Annotated in this window: 17 protein-coding genes; 8 read left to right on the top strand and 9 right to left on the bottom strand. The window is 70.1% G+C overall.

The window, feature by feature from the left end; translation table 11 throughout:
- Positions 1-11: 11 nt before the first annotated feature.
- Together AC1KAT_RS20490 and AC1KAT_RS20485 are read right to left on the bottom strand one after the other, a co-directional pair.
- A complete protein-coding gene (locus tag AC1KAT_RS20490; protein WP_480328864.1) occupies positions 12-524 on the bottom strand; it encodes an RDD family protein in 513 nt (170 codons plus the stop codon).
- A 160-nt stretch (positions 525-684) separates the two neighbouring features.
- A complete protein-coding gene (locus tag AC1KAT_RS20485) occupies positions 685-897 on the bottom strand; it encodes a hypothetical protein (protein ID WP_480328862.1) in 213 nt (70 codons plus the stop codon).
- Between the two features lie 131 nt (positions 898-1028).
- On the opposite strand from AC1KAT_RS20485, the gene AC1KAT_RS20480 reads away from it, so the two are divergent.
- Positions 1029-1337, top strand: a complete 309-nt coding sequence (locus tag AC1KAT_RS20480) for a hypothetical protein (protein ID WP_480328860.1) — start codon at positions 1029-1031, stop codon at positions 1335-1337.
- Positions 1338-1359: 22 nt separating this feature from the next.
- Here the strand turns inward: AC1KAT_RS20480 and AC1KAT_RS20475 are convergent, their stop codons facing one another.
- Complete coding sequence (locus AC1KAT_RS20475; RefSeq protein ID WP_480328858.1) at positions 1360-3978, bottom strand: ATP-binding protein; 2619 nt, start codon at positions 3976-3978, stop codon at positions 1360-1362.
- A 108-nt stretch (positions 3979-4086) separates the two neighbouring features.
- Positions 4087-4791: a helix-turn-helix transcriptional regulator gene (locus AC1KAT_RS20470; RefSeq protein WP_480329218.1), complete on the bottom strand. Its 705-nt coding sequence runs from the start codon at positions 4789-4791 to the stop codon at positions 4087-4089.
- 341 nt (positions 4792-5132) lie between these two features.
- On the opposite strand from AC1KAT_RS20470, the gene glpD reads away from it, so the two are divergent.
- Genes glpD through AC1KAT_RS20455 form a run of 3 tightly spaced genes read left to right on the top strand, consistent with a single transcriptional unit; the run spans position 5133 to position 8038 of the window.
- Positions 5133-6659: a glycerol-3-phosphate dehydrogenase gene (glpD, locus tag AC1KAT_RS20465; RefSeq protein ID WP_480328856.1), complete on the top strand. Its 1527-nt coding sequence runs from the start codon at positions 5133-5135 to the stop codon at positions 6657-6659.
- Between the two features lie 57 nt (positions 6660-6716).
- Positions 6717-7316: a hypothetical protein gene (locus AC1KAT_RS20460; protein ID WP_480328854.1), complete on the top strand. Its 600-nt coding sequence runs from the start codon at positions 6717-6719 to the stop codon at positions 7314-7316.
- A complete protein-coding gene (locus tag AC1KAT_RS20455) occupies positions 7313-8038 on the top strand; it encodes a hypothetical protein (protein WP_480328852.1) in 726 nt (241 codons plus the stop codon). The genes AC1KAT_RS20460 and AC1KAT_RS20455 overlap by 4 nt, the downstream gene beginning before the upstream one ends.
- Positions 8039-8134: 96 nt before the next feature.
- Here the strand turns inward: AC1KAT_RS20455 and AC1KAT_RS20450 are convergent, their stop codons facing one another.
- From AC1KAT_RS20450 to hemE, 5 genes are all read right to left on the bottom strand, one after another.
- Positions 8135-9121, bottom strand: coding sequence for a porin (locus AC1KAT_RS20450; protein ID WP_480328850.1), 987 nt, complete (start codon positions 9119-9121; stop codon positions 8135-8137).
- A 186-nt stretch (positions 9122-9307) separates the two neighbouring features.
- Positions 9308-10567, bottom strand: coding sequence for a glycolate oxidase subunit GlcF (gene glcF, locus AC1KAT_RS20445; RefSeq protein WP_480328848.1), 1260 nt, complete (start codon positions 10565-10567; stop codon positions 9308-9310).
- A 165-nt stretch (positions 10568-10732) separates the two neighbouring features.
- The gene (gene glcE, locus AC1KAT_RS20440; protein ID WP_480328846.1) at positions 10733-11836 is read right to left on the bottom strand and encodes a glycolate oxidase subunit GlcE; all 1104 of its coding nucleotides are present in this window, start codon (positions 11834-11836) and stop codon (positions 10733-10735) included.
- Positions 11837-11874: 38 nt separating this feature from the next.
- Positions 11875-13953, bottom strand: a complete 2079-nt coding sequence (locus AC1KAT_RS20435; RefSeq protein WP_480328844.1) for a primosomal protein N' — start codon at positions 13951-13953, stop codon at positions 11875-11877.
- 378 nt (positions 13954-14331) lie between these two features.
- Positions 14332-15402 (bottom strand): uroporphyrinogen decarboxylase, encoded by a 1071-nt coding sequence (gene hemE / locus AC1KAT_RS20430; protein WP_480328842.1) that lies wholly within the window; start codon positions 15400-15402, stop codon positions 14332-14334.
- Positions 15403-15620: 218 nt separating this feature from the next.
- Here hemE and cysK point away from each other — a divergent pair, with 218 nt between their 5' ends.
- The 4 genes from cysK to creC all read left to right on the top strand — a co-directional run bounded on the left by cysK (position 15621) and on the right by creC (position 20827).
- Positions 15621-16541 carry a cysteine synthase A gene (cysK, locus tag AC1KAT_RS20425; RefSeq protein ID WP_480328840.1) on the top strand — a complete coding sequence of 307 codons (921 nt, stop codon included), beginning with the start codon at positions 15621-15623 and terminating at the stop codon, positions 16539-16541.
- 124 nt (positions 16542-16665) lie between these two features.
- On the top strand, positions 16666-17382 hold the full coding sequence (creB, locus tag AC1KAT_RS20420; protein ID WP_480328838.1) for a two-component system response regulator CreB: 717 nt from the start codon (positions 16666-16668) through the stop codon (positions 17380-17382).
- Between the two features lie 175 nt (positions 17383-17557).
- Positions 17558-19348: a diguanylate cyclase domain-containing protein gene (locus AC1KAT_RS20415; RefSeq protein WP_480328836.1), complete on the top strand. Its 1791-nt coding sequence runs from the start codon at positions 17558-17560 to the stop codon at positions 19346-19348.
- 30 nt (positions 19349-19378) lie between these two features.
- Positions 19379-20827, top strand: coding sequence for a two-component system sensor histidine kinase CreC (creC, locus tag AC1KAT_RS20410; protein WP_480328834.1), 1449 nt, complete (start codon positions 19379-19381; stop codon positions 20825-20827).
- Positions 20828-20915 lie beyond the last annotated feature (88 nt).

Here is a 20915-nt window from a genome sequence, read left to right as displayed (position 1 = left end):
GTTCGCTGCGATCAGGGCTTGACGACCAGCGTGTCGGCGATGTCGTCGTGCAGGCAGCGGCGCGAATCGCGAAAGATGAACACGGCGTCGAGCAGCGAGACGATCAGCGCGAGCGCCCCGTTCACGCCCGACAGGCTGAGCACGCCGTAGCGCAGGCCCAGCTGCCGAGCGATCGACGGCCGCGAGCCATCGGGGCGCACGACGCGCAGGCCGAGCATCCACTTGCCGAGGGTCTGCGCGCGCGTGGCGATCGGGTAGGCCTGCAACACGCAGAAGAGGGCGAAGTTGAGGGCCATGACTTGCGGTTCGAAGGCCAGCAGGTCGTCGCTGGCGAAGGGGTCCAGCGGCGTGAAGCGGCTCACCAGCACCATCAAGACCAATTGCAGCGCGACGTCGATGGCGTAGGCGGCAAGCCGCAGCACACGGTCGGCCAGCAGCAGCTCGTCGGGGCGGGTCGGCAACGGCGGCTCGGCCACCTCGGCGCGAGGTGGCGCAAAACGGTTGCCTTCGTTGGCGTGGCTCATCTCCCTCTTTCCCGGGCCGTGGGCGGCCGGTGCGTCTGGTCTGCGGTGCGAGCGATTCTAGGAGCCGGTCTCTGGCCTTGGCGCGCTGCCGAGCGCCCTCACCCCCAAAGGAGCGCCTGCCACGCGCGGTGGCGTCGCAGCACATCCACAGCCACGCCGCTCAGGGCCGTGGCGGCTCGGGGGGTTCAAGTGGGGTGACGACGTCAAGGCCAGCGCCCGGGTCCTCTTCACCGGCGGCCGATTCTTCGTCGTGATCGACCGGGTGCCGCGTGTGCTCGGCATCGCGCGGTGCGGGCGACACCCCCGAGCGGTGCTCGGTCGGGCGGCGCGGGCCGGGCGCTGGGTGGGGCGAGGCGTCGAGGGGTGCGGACATGGTCGGGCCGATCTTGGCAGGCAGCCGATGCCCTCACCCCCGCAAGGGGGGCTGCAAAGCTCCCTTGCGGGGGAAGACCTGCGCGGCCTTCGCCCCGAACAATCCGACCACTCTTCACGGAAGGAGGCCTCATGAACACCCGCAATGCCGCGTCCACCCCCCTCGACGACAACAAGCGCGACGCCCTGCACGGGCTGCTGCGCGCCTGGGGACACGACGCCAGCGACTTCGACATCGAAGAGAACGCCGAGTGCGACCTCGGCAAGATGTTCGGCCTGCCCGGCGGCGTGCTGGTGATGCGGCGACGCTCGACCGGCGAAGAACGGCTCTACGCCACCGGCGTGGGCTCGGCCTGGTTCGCGGCCGTCTCGATGGACCTCTCGCGCGGGCTGTTCGGCCGCGCACGCCAGTCGGCCGCGGCGGTGCACGCGCTGTTCTGACGGCGCACTGCGCCTGCGGCGATCACGCCGCCTGGCCCTCCAGCAGGCGGCTGACGCCTCGCAGGAAGGACGGAAAGTCGATCGGCTTCGTCCAGTAATCGAGCGCGCCGGCCCGGCGCGCTTTTTCCACATCGGCCGGCATCGCGCCCGCCGACAGCACCACCACCCGCAGATGCCGTGTCGCCTCGCGCAGTCGCAGGCGTTCGAGCACGCGCAGGCCGTCGATGTCGGGCAACTGCATGTCGAGCAGCACCAGGTCGGGCCGCCAGCTCTCGGCCAGCTTGACGCCGGTCTGCCCATCGGGTGCCACCTGCAGTTCGACCCCCGGCCAGCGGGCCAGCAGTTCTTGCACGAGCAAGGCATTGGCCTCGTTGTCTTCGATGTACAGCACGCGACCCCGCGGGCCCGCGACGGACGGCGCCGCAGGCGCGTCTACGGTCAACGGCGCCGGTCGTGAAGCCGACGGCGACGGGTGGGCACTGCCTTGCTGCGGCAAGGCCACCCGCACCGTGGTGCCCTGGTCGATCACGCTGGCGACGCTGATCTCACCACCGAGCAATTGCACGAGCTGGCGCGACAGCATCATGCCGATGCCGGTGCCCGCGATGGCGCTGTGCTCGCGGCCCAGGCGGTTGTAGGGCTCGAACAGTTCGCGCTGCTGCTCGGGCGTCATGCCCAGGCCGTTGTCGGCGACGGTGATGACGACGTCGCGGCGCTCGACCGACACGTCGAGCGTGGCGCAGCCCCCGGGGCGGTTGTATTTGATGGCGTTGGAGACCAAGTTGAGCAGCACCTGGCGCAGGCGCACCGGGTCGGTCCGCAGCACGACCGGTTCACGCTGGGCATGCGCCGCGACGAGCTGCACGCCCACCGCACTGGCGTCTTGTTCGCTCATGCGCAGCACGCCGTCGAGCAGTTCGCCGAGGTTCACCTCGACCGACTCGACCGCCAGCCGGCCGGCTTCGATGCGCGACACATCGAGGATGTCTTCGATCAGCGCACGCAGCTGCTCGGCGGCTACGATGATCATGTCGAGCTGATGGCGCTCGGCGGCGTCGAGGCGGTCGGCCAGGTCTGACTTGAGCAGCTGCGAAAACCCCAGCACCGCGTTGAGCGGCGTGCGCAGCTCGTGGCTCATTCGCGCGAGGAATTCGTTCTTGGCCTGGTTGGCAGCCGCGGCTTCGGCGCTGGCCTGGCGCGCGAGTTCGAGCTCGCGTCGCTCGGTGATGTCTTCACCGATGCTCGACCGCCCCACCGGCGTGCCGTCGGGCCGGTGCAGCGCGGCATGGGCCCAGCGGATCAGCCGCCGCTCGCCGCTGCGCGTGACGATGTGGCCTTCGGTGCGCGACTGCGCCGGCGCATCGGTCGCCACGCCGTGCAGGTAGTCCTTCATCTCGGGGCTCTCGGGCGGCAGGAACTGCCGCGCCCAGGTCTGGCCGATCACGTCGGCGCGTTGCCAGCCGGTCAGCCGCAGCAGCGCGTCGTTGCAGTAGGTGATGCGGCCTTCGGGATCGACGCTGAGGGCCAGCATGTCCACGCCTTCGAGCATCTCGGCATAACGACGCTCCGACTCGCGCAGCTGGGCCTCGCTCGCGTTGCGCGCGTCGAGCATGCGGTTGAACTCGCGGGCGAGCGGCCGGAAGTCGCCAGGCAGGTTCTCTTCGGCCCGCATGTCGTTGCGCCCCTCGGCCCACGCACGCGCCGTGCGTCCCAGGCTTTGCAGGGGCGCCGACAACCACCGCGCCGCGAAGAAGGCGACACCAAGCGCCACCAGCAGCGTGAAGACGGCCACCGACAGGCTGTGCCGGTTGGCCTCGCGGGCTTCGGCCAGCACGACCTCGGCCGGGATGCCCGAGGCCAGCCGCAGGCCATGCACGTCGAGCGCGGTGGTCGCATAGACGCGCGTCACCCCATCGGGGCCGGTGGCCGACACCACGCCGCCGGGTTGGTCGCGCCGCGCGTCACGCACCGAGCGGGGCGTGGGCGTGCCCACCCACTGGACGGCGTCCGGGTAGCGGGTGACGACGATCGAGTCACCATCCACCAGGGTCATGCTGCCGCCCGCGGGCAGGCCGGGCGCCAGCACGCGTTCAGCCATCAGCAGCAGGTCGAGCGAGAGACCGACCATGCCCACGGTGCGGCCATCGTCGCCCCGCAAGGGCAAGGTCAGCACCGAGATCGGCCGGCCAAGGATGGGGCCCGCCGTCAATGGTTTGCTCAGGTGCAGGCTGTCCGCGGCCAGCGCCTCCTGCCAGCGCGGGCCGCTGAAGCGCACGGGCCGACGCCGTTCGGCGCGCACCGATGCACAGATCACCTGGCCGTCGAGCGCGGCCACGGCGACGTTGGCATACAGCGGGTCGAGCGTCGCCAGGCCGGCAAGCACCGCGTCGCATGCCTGCGGATCGAGACGGAGCAATTCGCGCCGGGTTGCGAGCACGCGCAACAGGGTTTCAGCCCGCGCGAAGGTCTGGTTCAGGGCCGCGGCGGTCTCGGCCGACCGCGTGAGCACTTGGCGGTGCACGGCGTCTTCCGCGGCACGGTTTTGCTCGTAGAGGGTGTGGATGTGCAGGGCCAGTAAAGGCAGCATCACCGCCAGGACGGTGAGCAGCACCCATGCGAAGAACCGTTGGCCGCGTTGCATCGGGCCGATTAAAGACCAAAACACGCATCGGCTGGGGGCGACTTGGCCTCGCCCTGGGGCCTTCGCAGGTGGCAGTGCAAAAAGCCGCGCCCGCGCGATGGTGAGCCCTCACCGCCCCCGGGGTCGGGCCTCGCCATGCGCCTGCGCCTGGCGAAAAAGGTCGGGCAAGGTCTTGCCGGGCTCGTCGCGGAAGGTCTGGTTCAAGACATCGAGCACGCGGATGCGGTCGATGCGAAAGCTGCGGAAGTCTTCCCGCACCTCGCACCAGCCGGCCAGCGTCCACACCGCGCCCCAGTAGAAGCAACCGAGCGGGCGCACCACGCGGTCCGAGCTCGCCTCTTTCAGATCGACGTACTGCAACCGCACCTTGCGGCGCGACTCGGTCGCCAGGCGCAGCGCTTCGAGCCGCGCGCGCGTGGCCGGCTCGAACTCGAAGGCCGGTGCATAGACCGCGAGGCTCTCGGCCGCCGCGCGGGCCGCGGCTGGCAGCACGGTGAGGATCTTCGACAGCGCCATCTCGGCCTGCGCGGCCAGGGCGGCATCGACCCGGGGCTGCGCGAGGCGCACCGCCGCGACCAGCGCCTGCGCCTCTTCATGGGTGAACATCATGGGCGGCAGGTCGTAGCCGGGACGCATGCGGTAGCCCACACCGGCCTCGCCCTCGATGGGGACGCCCTGCCCCATCAGGTCGGCGATGTCGCGGTAGATGGTGCGCTCGGACACCTCCAGCCGCTGCGCCAGAAACTGTGCCGTGCTGAGGCGGCGGCCGCGAATGATCTGCACGAGTTGAAACAGGCGGTCGGCGCGGCGCATGGGCGGTCGGGGGTCGAGGTCGGGGGCCAGCGCCAGGGCTGCGACGGCCGGTGCGGCCGGGGGCGCACCGGCTGCGATTCTGCGGCGGTGCGCCGCCAGTAGGACGGGTTCGGCGCGGATGGGTGGAGGCGGCACCATGGCAGGAAGGCTCGGCTGAGAGGAGGCCGCATCCTGCGGGGCCTGTGCTGACAGCGTCTTGTCAGCACGGCGCCAGGGCAGGTGGAACCGGATGAATGGCGGGCGAAGGCTGGTGGGATGAGAGCCGCCGTCGGGGGATTCGCCAGCTTGCGGCGCCCCCACCGCGCGGCTACAACGGGGCGGTCCCCACCGCCGGCCTGCCCTTGACGCCCCCTCACCCGCCCCCCGACAGCCTCGCCGCCGACGTGCTCGTGGTGGGCGGCGGCATCCACGGGGCGGGCATCGCGCGCGACCTGTCCGGGCGCGGGCTCAAGGTCGTGCTCTGCGAACAAGGCGACCTCGCCCAGCACACCTCGTCGGCGTCGACGCAGCTGCTTCATGGCGGGCTGCGCCACCTCGAGCACCTGGAGTTCTCGCGCGTGCGCAAGGCACTGGCCGAGCGCGAGCTGCTGTTCCGGTGCGCGCCGCACCTCATGGCGCCGATGCGCTTCGTGATGCCGCACGACGCGAGCCAGCGCCCGGCCTGGCTGGTGCGCCTGGGGCTCCTGCTCTGCGATCACCTGGCCCGCCGCGAGGTGTTGCCCGGCTCGCAGGCCATCGACCTGCGCGAGCACCCGGCCGGCGAGCCGCTGCGGGCGCATTTCACCCGTGCCTTCGTGTGCTCGGACGGCTGGGTGGACGACGCCCGCCTCGTCGCGCTGTGTGCCGTCGATGCGGCCGAGCGCGGCGCCACCGTGCTCACGCGCTGGCGCTGCACCGAGGCCGAACGCGTCGGCGGCCGCTGGCGCGCGCACCTGAGCAGTTCGCAGGGTGCCAGCAAGACCGTGACCGCTCGCGCCCTGGTCAACGCCGCGGGCCCCTGGGTGGCACAGTTTCTCGACGAACAGGTGCGCGCGCCGCAGCGCAAACCCGTGCAGCTGGTCAGGGGCAGCCACATCGTCGTGCGCCGGCGCTTCGCGCACGACCACGCCTACCTGCTGCACAGCGCCGACAAGCGGGTGCTGTTCATGGTCCCGTACGAACGCGACTTCACGCTGATCGGAGCCACCGAGGTCGAGCACACCGGCGCCCCCGGCGACGCGCACATCGACGCCGGCGAGGTCGCCGACCTGTGCGCGCAGGCCAACCGCTACCTGCGCGAGCCGGTCGGTCCGGCCGACGTCGTGTGGACCGCCTCCAGCGTGCGCCCGGTGCTCAACGACGCCGCTGGCGAGCCCTCGGCCGTGACGCGCGACCAGGCGCTCGAATGCGACAGCCACCCGGCACCGCTGCTGACGGTGTGGGGCGGCAAAAACACCACCTTCCGCAAGCTCGCCGAAGACGCGGCCGACCTGCTGGCGCGCACGCTGCATACACCCGGCGGTGCGTGGACGCGCCACGCCCCCCTGCCCGGCGGCGACCTGAGCGAGTGGATCGGTCCCCCTCAGCGCCCCGACACCGACTTCACGCGCTTCCTGCAAGCCCTGCGGCTGCGCCACCCCGAGCTGTCGGACGAACTCACCATCCGCCTGGCCCGCGCCTACGGCTCGCGCGTTGTGCGCGTGCTGCGCGATGGCGACCTCGGTGACGAGGTCGCGCCCGGCCTGCACGAAGCCGAGCTGCACTACCTGCGCCGCCACGAGTGGGCCACCTCGGCCGACGACGTGCTGTGGCGACGTTCGAGGCTCGGCCTGCATTTCAACGCCGCGCAACGTTCCGCCGTTCGGGGGTGGTTCGAGTCGCAGCGCTGAGACCACAATGGTCGATCGACCCTTGCGGTCGGCCCATCCACTGCACGACTCGGCCCCATGCGCACCGCCCCCCTGCCCCGACATTCGTTCCGAAGCTTCTTCGCGCTGGCGCTCGTGGTCGTCGTGCTCGGGTGCTCGAAGGCGCCGCCCGGCGTCGCGCGCTATGCCGGCGACAGCGCCCGGTTCGCCTACCTCGACAGCTGGTCGGTGACCGAAGAAGAGTCGCTCGGTGGCGGCGTCAACAGCATTTCGCTCGAAGGTCCGTCGGATTCCGTGATCGTCGTGATCACCGCCCCCGCCGGGGCCGACATGACGCTGGAAGGCTTCGCGACCGACGTCGAAGGCGGCCGCAGCGGCGAGATCGAGCGCATGTTCAACGTCGGTCCGGTGAAGCTGGCCGAGGTGCTGCCCACCACGTCGAGCCCCTTCACGGGCCGTGTCGGCGGGCGTGAGGTGCCGGCGATCCGCCAGCGCTTCGGCATCAAGGTCTTCGGCGTGATGACCGAGCACCTCGAAGCGCAGTTCTTCCACGTCGAAGGGCCGCAGCAGCAGGCCATCGTGATGACGCAGGTCGGCGTCGAGGACATGAAGAAGCTGCAACGCGGGCTCGACGCGGTGCTCAACTCCTTCGAGTTGCAAGGCGGGGCCGGCGAGTGACGCGCGCCGGGCTGGCCTGGCGCGTGGCGACCTTGCTGCTGGGCACGGCGCTGGGCCCGGCGCAGGCCCATTCGATCCATCTGCCGGTCTCGTGGCGGCTGTGGGTGCCGGCCGGCTGGACGGTGTTCAGCCACAGCGAGGGCGACCTCGACAAGGACGGCCGGGCCGATGTCGCCATCGTGCTGCAACGCGACGACCCCGCGCTGCGCAAGAAGAACGAGGGCCTCGGCGCCCCCGAACTCAACCTCAACCCGCGCCGCCTGCGGGTGCTGCTGAAGACCGACGAGGCCTACCGCGTGCTGGGTGACTTCGACGGCGTGCTGCCCAGCCAGCACAGCGAAGACAACCCCTGCCTCGATGACCCGCTCGACGCCGGCGGCGTGCGCATCGCGCGCGGCGCGCTGCGCATCACGCAGCACTTCTGGTTGAGCTGCGGCAGCGGCTGGGTCTCGCAGCGCACGCACGCGTTTCGCCTCGAAGGCGAGCGACTGCGCCTGATCGGCCTCGACGCGTGGGAGTTCTCGCGCATGAGCGGTGAGCGCAGCGAGACCAGCGTCAACTTTCTGACCCAGCGGCGCAAGCGCGTGACCGGGCTCAACGAGTTCGAGCCCGCCAAGTCCCGCGTGAGCTGGCAGAAGCTGCCGCCCGCCGCGCCGGTGCACCTCGACGAGATGGTGCAACGCTGCCTGGGCCACAAGCGCAGCGAAGACAGCTGCTTCTGAGCCGCTGCGACGCGCAGGCTCACCCCACACACCGACGAAAAAAAGCCCGGCCGAAGCCGGGCATGAAACAGTCGCAATGCGGGGTCGGTCGGGCGATCAGAAGTTGTGCTTGATGCCGAAGTCCCAACCGGTCTTTTCGAGGTTGGCGGCCATGCCGTCGCGCTTTTCGTTGACCAGGTCCACGTACAGCGTGGTGCGCTTCGACAAGGCGTGGTGGTAGCCCAGGCCGAGCTGCTTGTCCTTGATCTTGTTGGTGGTGACGGTCTTGTTCTTCAGCTGGCCGTAACTCAGGCGCAGCTCACCGCTGCCGAGTTGCGAGGTCGCCGACAGCAGGTAGGCGTCGTGCTTCTGGTTGATGGCATTGGTGCCCGCCCCGATGAAGCCGCCCAGGCGCACGACCCCGAAGTTGTAGGCCGCGAACAGCGAGGTCCAGTCGTCGTCGGCATCGGCCGGGTTTTCGTAGCCGACACCCAGCTGCAGGTTGCCGGCCTTGTAGCCCAGGCCCAGGCTGTAGGGGCGGTCCACGGCGACACCGCCGGCCACCGAGCCCGAATCCACGCCGGGCGCGTTGTCGGTGGTTTCGGCGATCTGCGCACCGAAGCTGAAGCCCGAGGCCGACACCGCATAGTTGACCGAGTTGGCGTAGCGCTGCGCGCCGATGCGGCCCTTCACGATCGTGGCATTGGCGGCCACCGTGTCGGTGCCCCAGGGGTCCGCCACGGTTTGCGACAGCAGGTAAGCCGGGTTTTCGTCGCGGCCGAGCCAGACGCGGCCGAAGCTGCTTTCGACGCCGACCAGCGACTTGCCAGCCCAGAAGATCGAATTGGCGGTGCCGTCGTCGGCGTTGAAGCGGTGCTCGATCTGGAAGAAGGCCTTCAGGCCGCCACCCAGGTCTTCGACGCCACGGAAGCCGAGGCGGTTGCCCGAGCCGGGGCGCATTTCACGGTTCTTCACCGCGTCGGCTTGCTGGGCGATGGATTGGTCCACGCGACCGTAGATGACGACGCTGGACTGGGCCGAGGCGGTGCCGGCCATGGCGGCCAGCGCGGCCACGACGGCGGTGGCGAGCAGGGTGTTCTTCATTGCAATTCCAAAGGTTCGTGACGCGCACGCTGCAGCGGGGCAGCGGGGCACGCGTCGGTGTTGTCCGAATCGACCTAGGGATTGCAGCAGCCGACAGGGTCAGCCGTATGACAAATCGAAGACGCTCGCCGGCCGTGGCCTCAGGGTGACACCCCAGCGCCGAGGGTCGGCGCTGTCACGCCGATGTCACCGGCGCATGGTGGGGCTGATCGCCTCGTCAAGCACCTCGACCCAGTGCTTGACCGGTATGGCCGTGCCGGCCTGCAGGTGCTGGATGCAACCGATGTTGGCCGACACGATGACCTGCGCCTGCAGCGGCTCCAGGTGCGAGAGCTTGCGCGCGCGCAGCGTCGTCGCCATCTCGGGTTGCAGCACCGAGTAGGCCCCGGCCGAGCCGCAGCACAGGTGCGCTTCGTGTGCCGGCGTGCGCACCTCGAAGCCGAGTTCGGCCAGTTGCGCCTCGACCCCGCCGCGCAGGCGCTGGCCGTGCTGCAGCGTGCAGGGCGCGTGGTAGGCGAGGTGGCGGTCGCGGTGCTTGCGCAGGCGCGGCTTGAGCTTGGGCACCAGCTCGGGCAGCAGCTCGCTCAGGTCGCGCGTGAGTTCGACGATGCGCTGCGCGCGCTCGGCATAGGCGGGGTCGTGGCGCAGCGCGTGGGCGTACTCTTTCACCGTCGCGCCGCAGCCCGAGGCGTTCATCACGAGGGCCTCGATGGGCTGCGATGTCTGGTGCGACTGGATCACCGCCCACCAGGCATCGACGTTGCGGCGCATGTCGGCCAGGCCGCCCTCGCGGTCGCCCAGGTGCGTGCGCATCGCGCCGCAGCAACCGGCGTGGTCGGCCACCAGGGTCTGGATGCCTGCGGCGTCGAGCACGCGCGCCGTGGCCGAGTTGATGTTGGGCGCCAGCGCGGGCTGCACGCAGCCGGTCAGCAGCAGCACCTTGCGCGCATGGGTCTGCGTCGGCCAGTCGTGCGCGTGCGGCAAGGCCGGGGCCGGCAGCTTGTCTTGCAAGGCCGAGGGCAACAGCGGCCGCAGCCACTGGCCCAGCTTCACGGCGGGGCCGAACAACGGCGAAGTGAGGCCCTCTTTCAGCAGCCAGCGCTGGGCCTTGTCGCGCGGCGTGCGTTCGACCTGGGCATCGACCACCGCCCGGCCGATCTCGACCAGCCGGCCGTACTGCACGCCCGAGGGGCAGGTCGTTTCGCAGTTGCGGCAGGTGAGGCAGCGGTCCAGGTGCGTCTGCGTGCTGGCCGTGACGGGCTGGCCTTCGAGCGCCTGCTTGATCAGGTAGATGCGCCCGCGCGGCCCGTCGAGTTCATCGCCCAGCACCTGGTAAGTCGGGCAGGTCGCGGTGCAGAAGCCGCAGTGCACGCACTGCCGCAAGATGGCCTCGGCCTCGTCGCCATCGGGCGTGCCTTTGAACTGCGGGGCGAGCTGGGTTTGCATGGTGGCGCTTCGATCGAGGGCGGAGGCGGGCGACGGCCTTTTCAACGCAAAGGCGCAAAGAACGCCAAGGTCGCCAAGAAAAGAAGAATGCTTTCTGTATTCCCTTTGCGTGCTTTGCGGTCCTTTGCGCCTTTGCGTTGAAAGAGCCCGCGAAGTCCACCGATCTCACCACCCCGCATACAACCTCCCGGGGTTGAACAGCCCGTCCGGGTCGAACGACTGCTTGAGCTGGCGATGGATGCGTTCGAGCGGGGGCGACAAGGGCGCGAACACGCCCGGTGATTTGTCGCGCGCCACGAACAGCGTCGCATGCCCGCCGAGCTTCGTCGCCGCTTCGCGCACCAGGTGGGCGGGCGTCGCGGTGACGAGCCAGCGCTGTGCGCCGTGCCACTCGACCAGCGTCTCGCCGCCGATGGCCAGCGGCGGCGCGGTCGGCGGCAGTGACAGGCGCCACAGCGCGATGCCGCGCTCGACCGCGTCGCGCGCCTTCACGAAGAACTCGTCGCTGTGGTCGCGCAGGCCGGTCCAGAAGCCGCTCGCCAGGGCCGGCTCGACGACCTCGCCGCCCAGCGCCTTCATCGCCGCCTGCACGGCCGCGAGCGCGCCGCGCAGGCGCAGCACCAGCATGCCGTCCCACCAGGCGCTGGCGTTCAGCGGCAGCGGGCGGCCCCCCCACTGGTTGAGCTTGAGCAGCGCGGTGGCCTGGTCGCACGGGAAGCGCAGCGTCGCGGTGGCCGGCGCCTGGGGCAGCACCTTCAGCGAGACCTCGAGGATCACCCCCAGCGTGCCGAGCGAGCCCGCGAGCAGGCGCGACACGTCGTAGCCCGCGACGTTCTTCATCACCTGCCCGCCGAAGTTGAGCACCTCGCCTCGGCCGTTGAGCAGGCTCGCGCCGAGCACGTGGTCGCGCAGCGCGCCGACGCTCGCACGCGACGGCCCCGACAGGCCACTGGCCACCATGCCGCCGACCGTGCTGCGGGCGTTGAAGCGCGGCGGCTCGAAGGCGAGGCACTGGCCGCGCTCGGCGAGCGCCGCCTCCAGCTCGGCCAGCGGCGTGCCGCAGCGCGCGGTGACCACCAGTTCGGTCGGCTCGTAGCTGGTGATGCCAGCGAAGCGGGTCACATCGAAGGGCTCGCCTTGCGGCCACTCACCGTAGAAGGCCTTGCTGCCGCCGCCGCGGATGTCGAGCGCCACCCGGCGGGCCCGCGCATCTTCGAGCTGGTCGATCAGGGCGTCGAGCGCGGCAGGGGCGGCGGGGGTTGAACTCATGGCCGGTGCATTCTGCGTGACGCCTCGCTGCGGCCGGATCAGATCGCCAGCGGATCGACGTCGAGCGCCCAGCGCAGCACGCCCTTGTGCTCGGCACGCAGCGCGGGCAATGCGTCCATCCACGGGGTGAGCACGCGTTGCAGGGCGCCGCGCGCAGGCGCTTCGATCAGCATCTGCATGCGGTCCACGTCGGCGACGCGGGCGATGGTGGTCGGCACCGGCGGGTAGACCAGCAACTGCTCGGCGCCGGGCAGGGCCTGGGCCTGCTGGGCCGCGGCTTCGAGAAACTCGCGCGCGGCCTGTGCGGTGCGCGCTTCGGCGCGCAGCAGCGCGAGGTGCGAAAACGGCGGCAGGCCGGCCATCTCGCGCTCTTTCAGCTGGCTGGCGGCGAAGGCGTTGTAGTCGTGCGTGCGCAGCGCGGCGTACAGCGGGTGCGTCGGGTGCCAGGTCTGCACCCACATCTCGCTGCGCGCGGCCTGCGCGGCGTCGCGCCCGGCGCGGCCCGCCGCCTGCATCAGCAGCGAGAACAGGCGCTCGGGCGCGCGGAAGTCGCTGCTGAACAGCGCGCTGTCGGGGCTGACGGCGGCCACCAGCGTGATGCGGCGGAAGTCGTGCCCCTTGGTGATCATCTGCGTGCCGACCAGCACGTCCACCTCGCCCGCGTGCACGGCGGCGAGCTGCGCTTCGAGCGCACCCTTGTGCCGGGTGCTGTCGGCGTCGATGCGGGCGATGCGCGCGCCGGGCAAGTGCGCGGCGAGTTGTTCTTCGAGCCGCTCGGTGCCGCGGCCCATGGGCGCGATGTCGAGGTTGCCGCAGTCGGGGCAGGCGCGCGGCACCGGCTGCGTGAAACCGCAGTGGTGGCAGCGCAGCGTGCGGTCGAGCTTGTGAAAGACACGCCAGGCGCTGCAGTGCGGGCAGCCGCTCTTCCAGGCGCAGTCGCCGCAGTGAAGCACCGGCGCGTAGCCGCGGCGGTTCAGGAACACCAGGCTCTGCTCGCCGCGCTCCAGCCGCTTGGCCATCGCGGCGATCAGCGGCGGCGACAGCGCCGTGGTGGCGCCTTTCACCTTGGGCAGCAGGTTCATGTCCACCAGCCGCACGGCCGGCAGCGCGCCGCCGCCGACGCGCTGGCCGAGCGTCAGGCGCTGGTAGCGGCCTTGTTCGGCGCGCTGCCAGGTTTCGAGCGAGGGCGTGGCCGAGCCCAGCACCACGCAACAGCCTTCGAGCTTGCCGCGGTAGACCGCGAGGTCGCGTGCCGAGTAGCGCGCGCCCTCTTGCTGCTTGTACGAGGGGTCGTGCTCTTCATCGACGACCACCAGCCCCAGGCGCGGCAGCGGCGCGAACACCGCCATGCGCGTGCCGAGCACCAGGTCGGCCTCGCCCAGTTGCGCGGCGAGCCAGTTCTTGAGCCGCTGCGCCGGGGTCAGGCCGCTGTGCAGCGAGACGATGCGGCGCGGCGTCGCCCCGCTGGCAAAGCGTTCGGCGAACCGCGCTTCGAGCTGTGGCGTGAGGTTGATCTCGGGCACCAGCACCAGCACCTGCCGGCCCGAAGCCAGGGCCTCTTCGGCGGCGTGCAGGTAGACCTCGGTCTTGCCGCTGCCAGTCAGGCCGTGCAGCAGCACGGTCGAAGCGGCGCCGGGCTGGTTCAGCGCCGCCAGTTGGGCCAGCGCAGCGCGCTGCTCGTCGTTGAGCGCCGGGCGCGGCGGCGGCTCGGTCACCGGCTGGGGCTTGGCCCAGGCCTTGCGCCAACGGGCCAGGCGGCTGGCGAGCTGGGCGTTGTCGAGCTTGCGCAGCTCGGGCGGCAGCACCGCCATCGCCACCTCGCCCAGGCTGCGCTGGTAGTAGGCGGCGCAAAAACCGACCAGTTCGCACCAGCGCGGCGGCAGCGGGGGGATGGCATCGAGCACCTCGGCGACCGGCTTCAGCGCGACGCCGGGTTCGAGGCCGGCGCCCGTCGCGTCGGCCGCCCAGACCAGACCCGGCACCTGACGCCGCCCCAACGGCACCCGCACCAGGGCACCTGGCAAGAGCGCGCGCTCACTCAGGTAGTCAAGGACCCCGTGCAGGCCGCCGTGCTGCGGCAACTCGACCGCCACTTGCACGCGCTGCGTGTCGGCCATCACCGAAACAGCCCTTGAACTTGCCTCGAATTTCTCGAACCCATCTGAGGGGAAGCCATTAAGTCACTGATTGATAAGGCTTTTCCAAGCTTTCCACGCTTTCTGTGGATAACTTTGTGGGAAACCTGCCCACAGCCGCGCTAAATGCTTGATTCACCGTGCTTCGCGCTGGATTGCACATTTCTGTAGCAATTGCTGATCTCAATAAAATCAACAACTTAGCGAGGTCACCCCTAACTTTTGTGTTGCAGCGCCGCAGCCGAAACGGTACTTCGTCGCATGCCGCAATTTGGGGATAAGTCAAGCCCTGAGTGTTCACTTACCGGCCGGTGGCGCGAATTCCTGCGAGTGCCGGACGCGGTCGGGGTGGGGCCGGCCTCAGCGCGCCGCGCGCAGGCGCCGCGAGGCCTCGTGCACCGTGTCCACCAGCACCGACACATGCTCGGGCGGGGTGTGCTGGCTGATGCCGTGGCCCAGGTTGAAGATGTGGCCGGGCGCCGCGCCGGCGCTTTCGACCACCTTCGTGACCTCGTCGCGGATGCGGTCCGGCGGCGCGAACAGCACGTTCGGGTCGAGGTTGCCTTGCAGCGCGCAGCGGTCGCCGATGCGCCGGCGCGCGTCGGCGAGGTTCACCGTCCAGTCGAGGCCGACGACGTCGGGGCCGATGTCGGCGATCTGCTCCATCCACAGCCCGCCGCCCTTGGTGAAGACGATGCGGGGAATGCGCTGGCCGTCTTTCTCGGTCTTGACCTTTTCGAGCACGCGGCGTGTGTAAGCGAGGCTGAATTCCTGGAAGGCGCCGTCGGCCAGCACGCCGCCCCAGCTGTCGAACACCATCACGGCCTGCGCGCCGGCGTCGATCTGCGCGTTGAGGTACTGCGCGACCGCGTCGGCGTTGACCGCCAGGATGCGGTGCATCAGGTCGGGGCGGCTGTACATCAGCGTCTTGACGAGGCGGTAGTCGTCGGAGCCGCCGCCTTCGACCATGTAGCAGGCCAGCGTCCACGGGCTGCCCGAAAAGCCGATCAGCGGCACGCGGCCGTTGAGCGCCTTGCGGATCGACGTGACCGCGTCGAACACGTAGCGCAGCTTGTCCATGTCGGGCACGGCGAGCGCGTTGACCGCGGCTTCGTCGCGCACGGTGCGCTCGAACTTCGGGCCCTCGCCGATGGCGAAGCTCAGGCCCAGGCCCATGGCGTCGGGCACGGTCAGGATGTCGCTGAACAGGATGGCGGCGTCGAGCTTGTAGCGCTCGAGCGGCTGCAACGTGACCTCGGTCGCGTAGTCGGTGTTCGTCGCCAGCCCCATGAAGCTGCCGGCCTTCGCGCGCGTGGCGCGGTACTCGGGCAGGTAGCGACCGGCCTGGCGCATCAGCCAGACGGGGGTGTGCTCGGTGGGCTGGCGCAGACAGGCGCGCAGAAAGCTGTCGTTTTGGAGGGGGGCGAACATCGTCGGATTATCGCGGGTGGCTCCCTGGGCGTGTCCGGTGGTCGGCCCGGGTCTTTTCACCGCCAAGGCGCCAAGAACGCCAAGGTCGCCAAGAGAAGCAGGGGCTTCGGTCTTGTGGCCGCTTGGCGTTCTTGGCGCCCCTTGGCGTCTTTGCGGTGAAACTTCTTCGCCCGCCACCGACACGCCAATAATCGCCGCACGCAACCCAGGAGGCCTCCATGCTGGTTCAGAACGTTCTGCAAACCATCGGCAACACGCCGCACATCCGCATCAACCGGCTGTTCGGCAACAGCCACAGCGTCTATGTGAAGAGCGAGCGCAGCAACCCGGGCGGCTCGATCAAGGACCGCATCGCGCTCGCCATGGTCGAGGCGGCCGAGCAGGACGGCGTGCTGCAGCCCGGTGGCACCATCATCGAGCCGACCTCGGGCAACACCGGCGTGGGCCTGGCGATGGTGGCGGCGGTCAAGGGCTACCGGCTGGTCCTGGTGATGCCCGAGAGCATGAGCATCGAGCGCCGCCGCCTGATGCTGGCCTACGGCGCGCGCTTCGAGCTGACGCCGCGCGAGAAGGGCATGAACGGCGCCATCGCCCGCGCGAAAGAGCTGGTCGAACAGACCCCGGGCGCGTGGATGCCGCAGCAGTTCGACAACCCGGCCAACATCGAGATCCACGCCCGCACCACGGCGAACGAGATCCTGAGCGCCTTCCCGAGCGGCGTCGATGCGCTGATCACCGGCGTCGGCACCGGCGGCCACATCACCGGCTGCGCGCAGGTGCTGAAGGCCCAGTGGCCGAAGCTGAAGGTCTATGCCGTCGAGCCGAGCGCGTCGCCGGTCATCAGCGGCGGCAAGCCCAGCCCACACCCCATCCAGGGCATCGGCGCGGGCTTCATCCCGAAGAACCTCAACACGGCCTTGCTCGACGGCGTGATCCAGGTCGAGGCCGAGGCGGCGAAAGACTACGCCCGCCGCTGCGCGCGCGAGGAAGGGCTGCTGGTGGGCATCTCGTCGGGCGCCACGCTCGCAGCCATCGCGCAGAAGCTGCCCGAGCTGCCGAACGGCGCCACGGTGCTGGGCTTCAACTACGACACCGGCGAGCGCTACCTGTCGATCGAAGGCTTTCTGCCCACGGAATGACCATCCCTCGCTTCCCGCGGTACGGGACGCGATCCCCCGAGGGGATGCAGGCCGGCTTGGGGCGGCCCCACGCTCGGCCCGCGCCGCTTCGATGGCGCCGCTCCTCTCGTTCACTGCTGTCTGCATGAAACCGCGCATCCTCATCGTCGAAGACGAACCCGGCATCGCCGACACGCTGCAGTACGCCCTGCGCACCGAAGGCTTCGAGCCTGTGTGGTGCGCGACCGGCGCGGCGGGCCTGGCCGATGCGCAAGCGGCGACGCCGGCCCTCGTGATCCTCGACGTGGGCCTGCCGGACGCGAGCGGGTTCGAGGTCTTCAAGCAACTGCGCACCCACGCGCCGCAGCTGCCGGTGATCTTTCTGACCGCGCGCAGCGACGAGATCGACCGCGTCGTCGGCCTCGAACTCGGTGCCGACGACTACGTCCCCAAGCCCTTCTCGCCCCGTGAGCTGGTGGCGCGTGTGCGCACCATCCTGCGGCGCGCGTCGGTGGCCCCGACAGCCGCCACGGCACCGGCTGCCCCGTCGCCACTGCATGTGGATGCAGGCAAGCGTCAGATTCGTTTCTATGGGCAGTTGCTCGAGCTGTCCCGCTACGAGTACGGCCTGCTGCAGACATTGGCCGCGCGGCCGGGCTATGTGTTCAGCCGCGAGACGCTGCTCGACCGCGTGTGGGACGATGCCAGCGACAGCCTCGACCGCACGATCGATGCACATGTGAAGACGCTGCGCGCCAAGATGAAGCAGATCGCCCCCGGGCTGGAGCCCATCCGCACCCATCGCGGCAGCGGGTATGCCTGGGCCGAAGACCTGCCAAGCGTGCTTCCGTCACGGCCGTGACCGATGTCGCACCCCTCAGGTCCGCGACAGGGCTTTCCCGCATTCGGAAACGTGGAATGTTGCACTTAGTCTTGCAGCGCGCCCGCCGATATGAGTCGCATGGGGAAACCGGTGCAAGCTTCTTGCATTGACGCCTCGTGACAGCAGAGTGGGCCTTCAACCGCCCCACACCACTTTGAACCACCGCCCACGCACCGTTTCATCCCCCCAGCCCAGCCGGTGGCTGGCGCACTGGCTCGCGTTCGCGCTCTGGCTGGTGCTGGGGGCGGTGGCGCAGCAGGCTCAGGCGCAGGCGTCGCCCGCTGCGACCGAAGCGACGCGCCCTGCAGGGCACATCGACCTGTGGCCCCACACCACGGTGCTGAGCGACCCGGCGCATGCGATGGACTTCGCGCAGGCCTATGCACGCCGCGGCGAATTCAAGACGCCCGCGGTGCCCTACGCGAACCTCGGCCCGCGCACCGAAACCCTGTGGGTGCGCATGGCCTTGCCGGCGCAGACGCCGCGTGGCGCCTGGTGGTTCTCGATCGACTACCCCTCCCTCGACGACGCCCGGCTGTACGTCGTGGTCGATGGCCGCGTGCTGCGCACCGTCGTGATGGGCGACCACCTCACCGTCAGCCAGCGGCCGGCGCGCACGCGCCCGCACGCGGTCGAAATCGACTTGCCGGCCACCGGGGCGACCGAGTTGTGGCTCAAGCTGCGCACCACCGGCCCGATGATCCTGCCGGTTTCGCTGCAGCGGACGGGCGACTTCATGCTCGCCGAAGGCGAGGTCAGCGCCGTGCAGAGCCTCGGCCTGGGCTTCGGACTGTGCATCCTGATGTACACGGTCGGCGCCTTCCTGTTCACGCGCGAGCCGCTGTACATCTGGTACTCGCTGGCCGTCGGTGCCAGCACGCTGTTCTTCTTCGGCTACAGCGGGCTCGGGCCTTTGCACTTGTGGCCCGATTCAGCCTGGCTGACGCAGAAGATCCTGCTGCTGATGACGCTGATCACGCTGGGCACCGGTTCGTTCTTCGTCGAACGTTCGCTCGACTTCGGCGCCATCGCCCCGCGGCTCGGCCGCGCGATGCTGACGGTGGGTGTGGCCGCGCTGGTCACGGCGTCCGGCTTCGCCACCGACCTGCTCAGCTACCGACTGACGATGACGGCCACCGCCATCATCGGCCCGCTGCCCATGCTGCTGGCGATCCCGGTGGTCTTCCGCCGTGCGCGCATGGGTGACCACGCAGCCTATTGGACCTTCGCCGGCTTCGTGATGTACCTGTTCGGCGTGATCGTCGCCACGGGGCTCGCGCGTGGCAGCTTGCCAGTGGCCACCTGGTCCACCTCGGCCTACCAGTTCACCTCGACGCTGCAGGCCGTGGCCTGGCTGATGGTGCTGAACGTGCGCACCGCCGAACTCAAGCGCATGGCCGCGCAGGTGCAGCGCGAGCATGACCGCGTGGTGCTGCTGTCGCAGACCGACGTGCTCACCAGCCTGCTCAACCGCCGCGGCTTGCAACTCGCGCTGCAACCGCTGCTCGACAACGCCACCGCCGGCAAGTTCGTGGGCGTGTACCTGATGGACCTCGACGGCTTCAAGCCCGTCAACGACACCCATGGCCACGAGGCCGGCGACGAGCTGCTGAAGCAGGTCGGCCAGCGCCTGAAAGACGCGGTGCGCACCGGCGACGTCGTGGCCCGCATGGGCGGTGACGAGTTCGTGGTGGTCGCCTCGCAGCTGCGCGGCGAGGTTGAGGCCGAGCAGGTCGGCCAGAAGCTGCTGGCCTGCTGCGACGCACCCTTCGTGCTGCCGCACGCCCAGGTGCGCGTGGGCCTGACAGTCGGCTATGCGGTGGCCCCGCAGGACGGCCGCGACGCCGACGCCCTGCTGCGCCGCGCCGACGCTGCGATGTACGGCGGCAAACACGCCGGCAAGGGCCGCGTCTGCCGCGCCACCGACAGCCTGATGCCTGCGTGAGCACCCACCCGGGCCGATAGCATCGGCCGGATGAGCAAGCGCACCCGCATCTTCATCGGCATCCTGCTGGCCTACGCCATCGGCGCGGGCTGGTTGATGCACCGCCAGCTCGAAGACATCGACCCGCGCTACCGCGAGTCGGCCGAAGAGTCGCTGGTCGAGACCTCGCTGCTGATCGCTTCACTGGTCGAGGCGCAATCGCAAGGCGGCGCGGTGCAGGTCGAGTCGCTCGGGCCCTTGTTCCAGTCGGTCTACGCGCGCAACTTCCGCGCCGAGATCTACGGCGTCGAGAAGACCCGCTTCGAGCTGCGCCTGACGGTGGTGGACCGCACCGGCCGCGTGCTGTTCGACTCGCTCAAGCGCGAGGTCGGGCAAGACCATTCGCAGTGGCGCGACATCCACCGCGCGCTGCGCGGCGAGTACGGCGCACGCTCGACGCCCGACATCGCCGGCGACCGCCGCACCTCGGTGATGTACGTCGCCTCGCCGGTGCGCGCGGGCGACGAGATCATCGGCGCCGTCAGCGTGGGCAAGCCGGTGCAGAGCTTCGGGCAGTTCGTCGATGCGGCGCGGCGCAAGACGCTGCTGGTGGGCATCAGCTCGGTGGGCGCGGTGCTGCTGTTCGTGCTGATCGTCTCGATGTGGCTGGTGCGGCCCTTCGGCGTGATCGCCGACTACGTGCGCTACGTGCGCGCGCAGCGCTCGTTCAGCCTGCCGCGCCTGGGCCGGCGTGCGCTGGGGGCGCTCGGCGCGGCCTACGACGAGATGCGCGACGCGCTGGCCGGCCGCAACTACGTGGCCGACTACGTGCAGACGCTCACGCACGAGGTGAAGAGCCCGCTGTCGGCCATCCGCGGCGCGGCCGAGCTGCTGCAAGAGCCCATGCCCGACGCCGACCGCGCGCGCTTCGCCGCCAACATCGCACGCGAGACGCAGCGCATCCAGGAGCTGGTCGATCGCATGATGGAACTGACCGCGCTCGAATCGCGCAAGCAGCTCGACCAGCCGACGGTGATTCCGCTGCGCACGCTGCTGCGCGACGTGGCCGCAAGCGCTCAGCCGGTGGCCACCGCACGCGGGCTCGAGCTCGTCGTCGAAGAGCCCGCCGACGATCGCCTGGCCGTCGAGGGCGATGCCTTCCTGCTGCAACGCGCGCTGGCCAACCTGATCGACAACGCGCTTGACTTCTCGCCGCCCGGCGGGCGGGTCACGGTCACCTGGAGCCGGCAACGCCGCAGCGTGGACTTGCAGGTGCGCGACCAGGGGCCCGGCATTCCCGACTACGCCGAAGACAAGGTGTTCGAGAAGTTCTATTCGCTCGCGCGCCCGGCCACGCACAAGCGCAGCACCGGCCTGGGCCTGGCCTTCGTCAAAGAGATCGCCGAACTGCACCGCGGCCGCGTGACGCTGGTCAACCACGGCGAAGGCGGCGCGCTGGCCACGCTGTCGCTGCCGCTGACCGACGCGCCGGCGCACTGAGCGCGGCGGCTTCACACCGACTTCACATTCGCCCGCACGGGCTTCAAACCGCCTTCGCGCCGCGCTTCGATCCTTGCCGCCAACGCCG

The sequence above is a fragment of the Piscinibacter sp. PDB5-1 genome, from assembly GCF_056676035.1.
Note: the sequence above shows the minus strand (reverse complement) of the source record. Positions and strands in the feature narration are given on the sequence as shown.

What these genes read in the sequence shown, in the direction of transcription:
- AC1KAT_RS20485 (WP_480328862.1), bottom strand. Translation starts at nt 897, where the DNA reads ATGTCCGCACCCCTCGACGCCTCGCCCCACCCAGCGCCCGGCCCGCGC.
- AC1KAT_RS20435 (WP_480328844.1), bottom strand. Translation starts at nt 13,953, where the DNA reads ATGGCCGACACGCAGCGCGTGCAAGTGGCGGTCGAGTTGCCGCAGCAC.
- creC (WP_480328834.1), top strand. Translation starts at nt 19,379, where the DNA reads ATGAGCAAGCGCACCCGCATCTTCATCGGCATCCTGCTGGCCTACGCC.
- AC1KAT_RS20475 (WP_480328858.1), bottom strand. Translation starts at nt 3,978, where the DNA reads ATGCAACGCGGCCAACGGTTCTTCGCATGGGTGCTGCTCACCGTCCTG.
- glcE (WP_480328846.1), bottom strand. Translation starts at nt 11,836, where the DNA reads ATGAGTTCAACCCCCGCCGCCCCTGCCGCGCTCGACGCCCTGATCGAC.
- AC1KAT_RS20480 (WP_480328860.1), top strand. Translation starts at nt 1,029, where the DNA reads ATGAACACCCGCAATGCCGCGTCCACCCCCCTCGACGACAACAAGCGC.
- AC1KAT_RS20460 (WP_480328854.1), top strand. Translation starts at nt 6,717, where the DNA reads ATGCGCACCGCCCCCCTGCCCCGACATTCGTTCCGAAGCTTCTTCGCG.
- AC1KAT_RS20490 (WP_480328864.1), bottom strand. Translation starts at nt 524, where the DNA reads ATGAGCCACGCCAACGAAGGCAACCGTTTTGCGCCACCTCGCGCCGAG.
- glcF (WP_480328848.1), bottom strand. Translation starts at nt 10,567, where the DNA reads ATGCAAACCCAGCTCGCCCCGCAGTTCAAAGGCACGCCCGATGGCGAC.
- hemE (WP_480328842.1), bottom strand. Translation starts at nt 15,402, where the DNA reads ATGTTCGCCCCCCTCCAAAACGACAGCTTTCTGCGCGCCTGTCTGCGC.
- cysK (WP_480328840.1), top strand. Translation starts at nt 15,621, where the DNA reads ATGCTGGTTCAGAACGTTCTGCAAACCATCGGCAACACGCCGCACATC.
- AC1KAT_RS20470 (WP_480329218.1), bottom strand. Translation starts at nt 4,791, where the DNA reads ATGCGCCGCGCCGACCGCCTGTTTCAACTCGTGCAGATCATTCGCGGC.
- AC1KAT_RS20450 (WP_480328850.1), bottom strand. Translation starts at nt 9,121, where the DNA reads ATGAAGAACACCCTGCTCGCCACCGCCGTCGTGGCCGCGCTGGCCGCC.
- creB (WP_480328838.1), top strand. Translation starts at nt 16,666, where the DNA reads ATGAAACCGCGCATCCTCATCGTCGAAGACGAACCCGGCATCGCCGAC.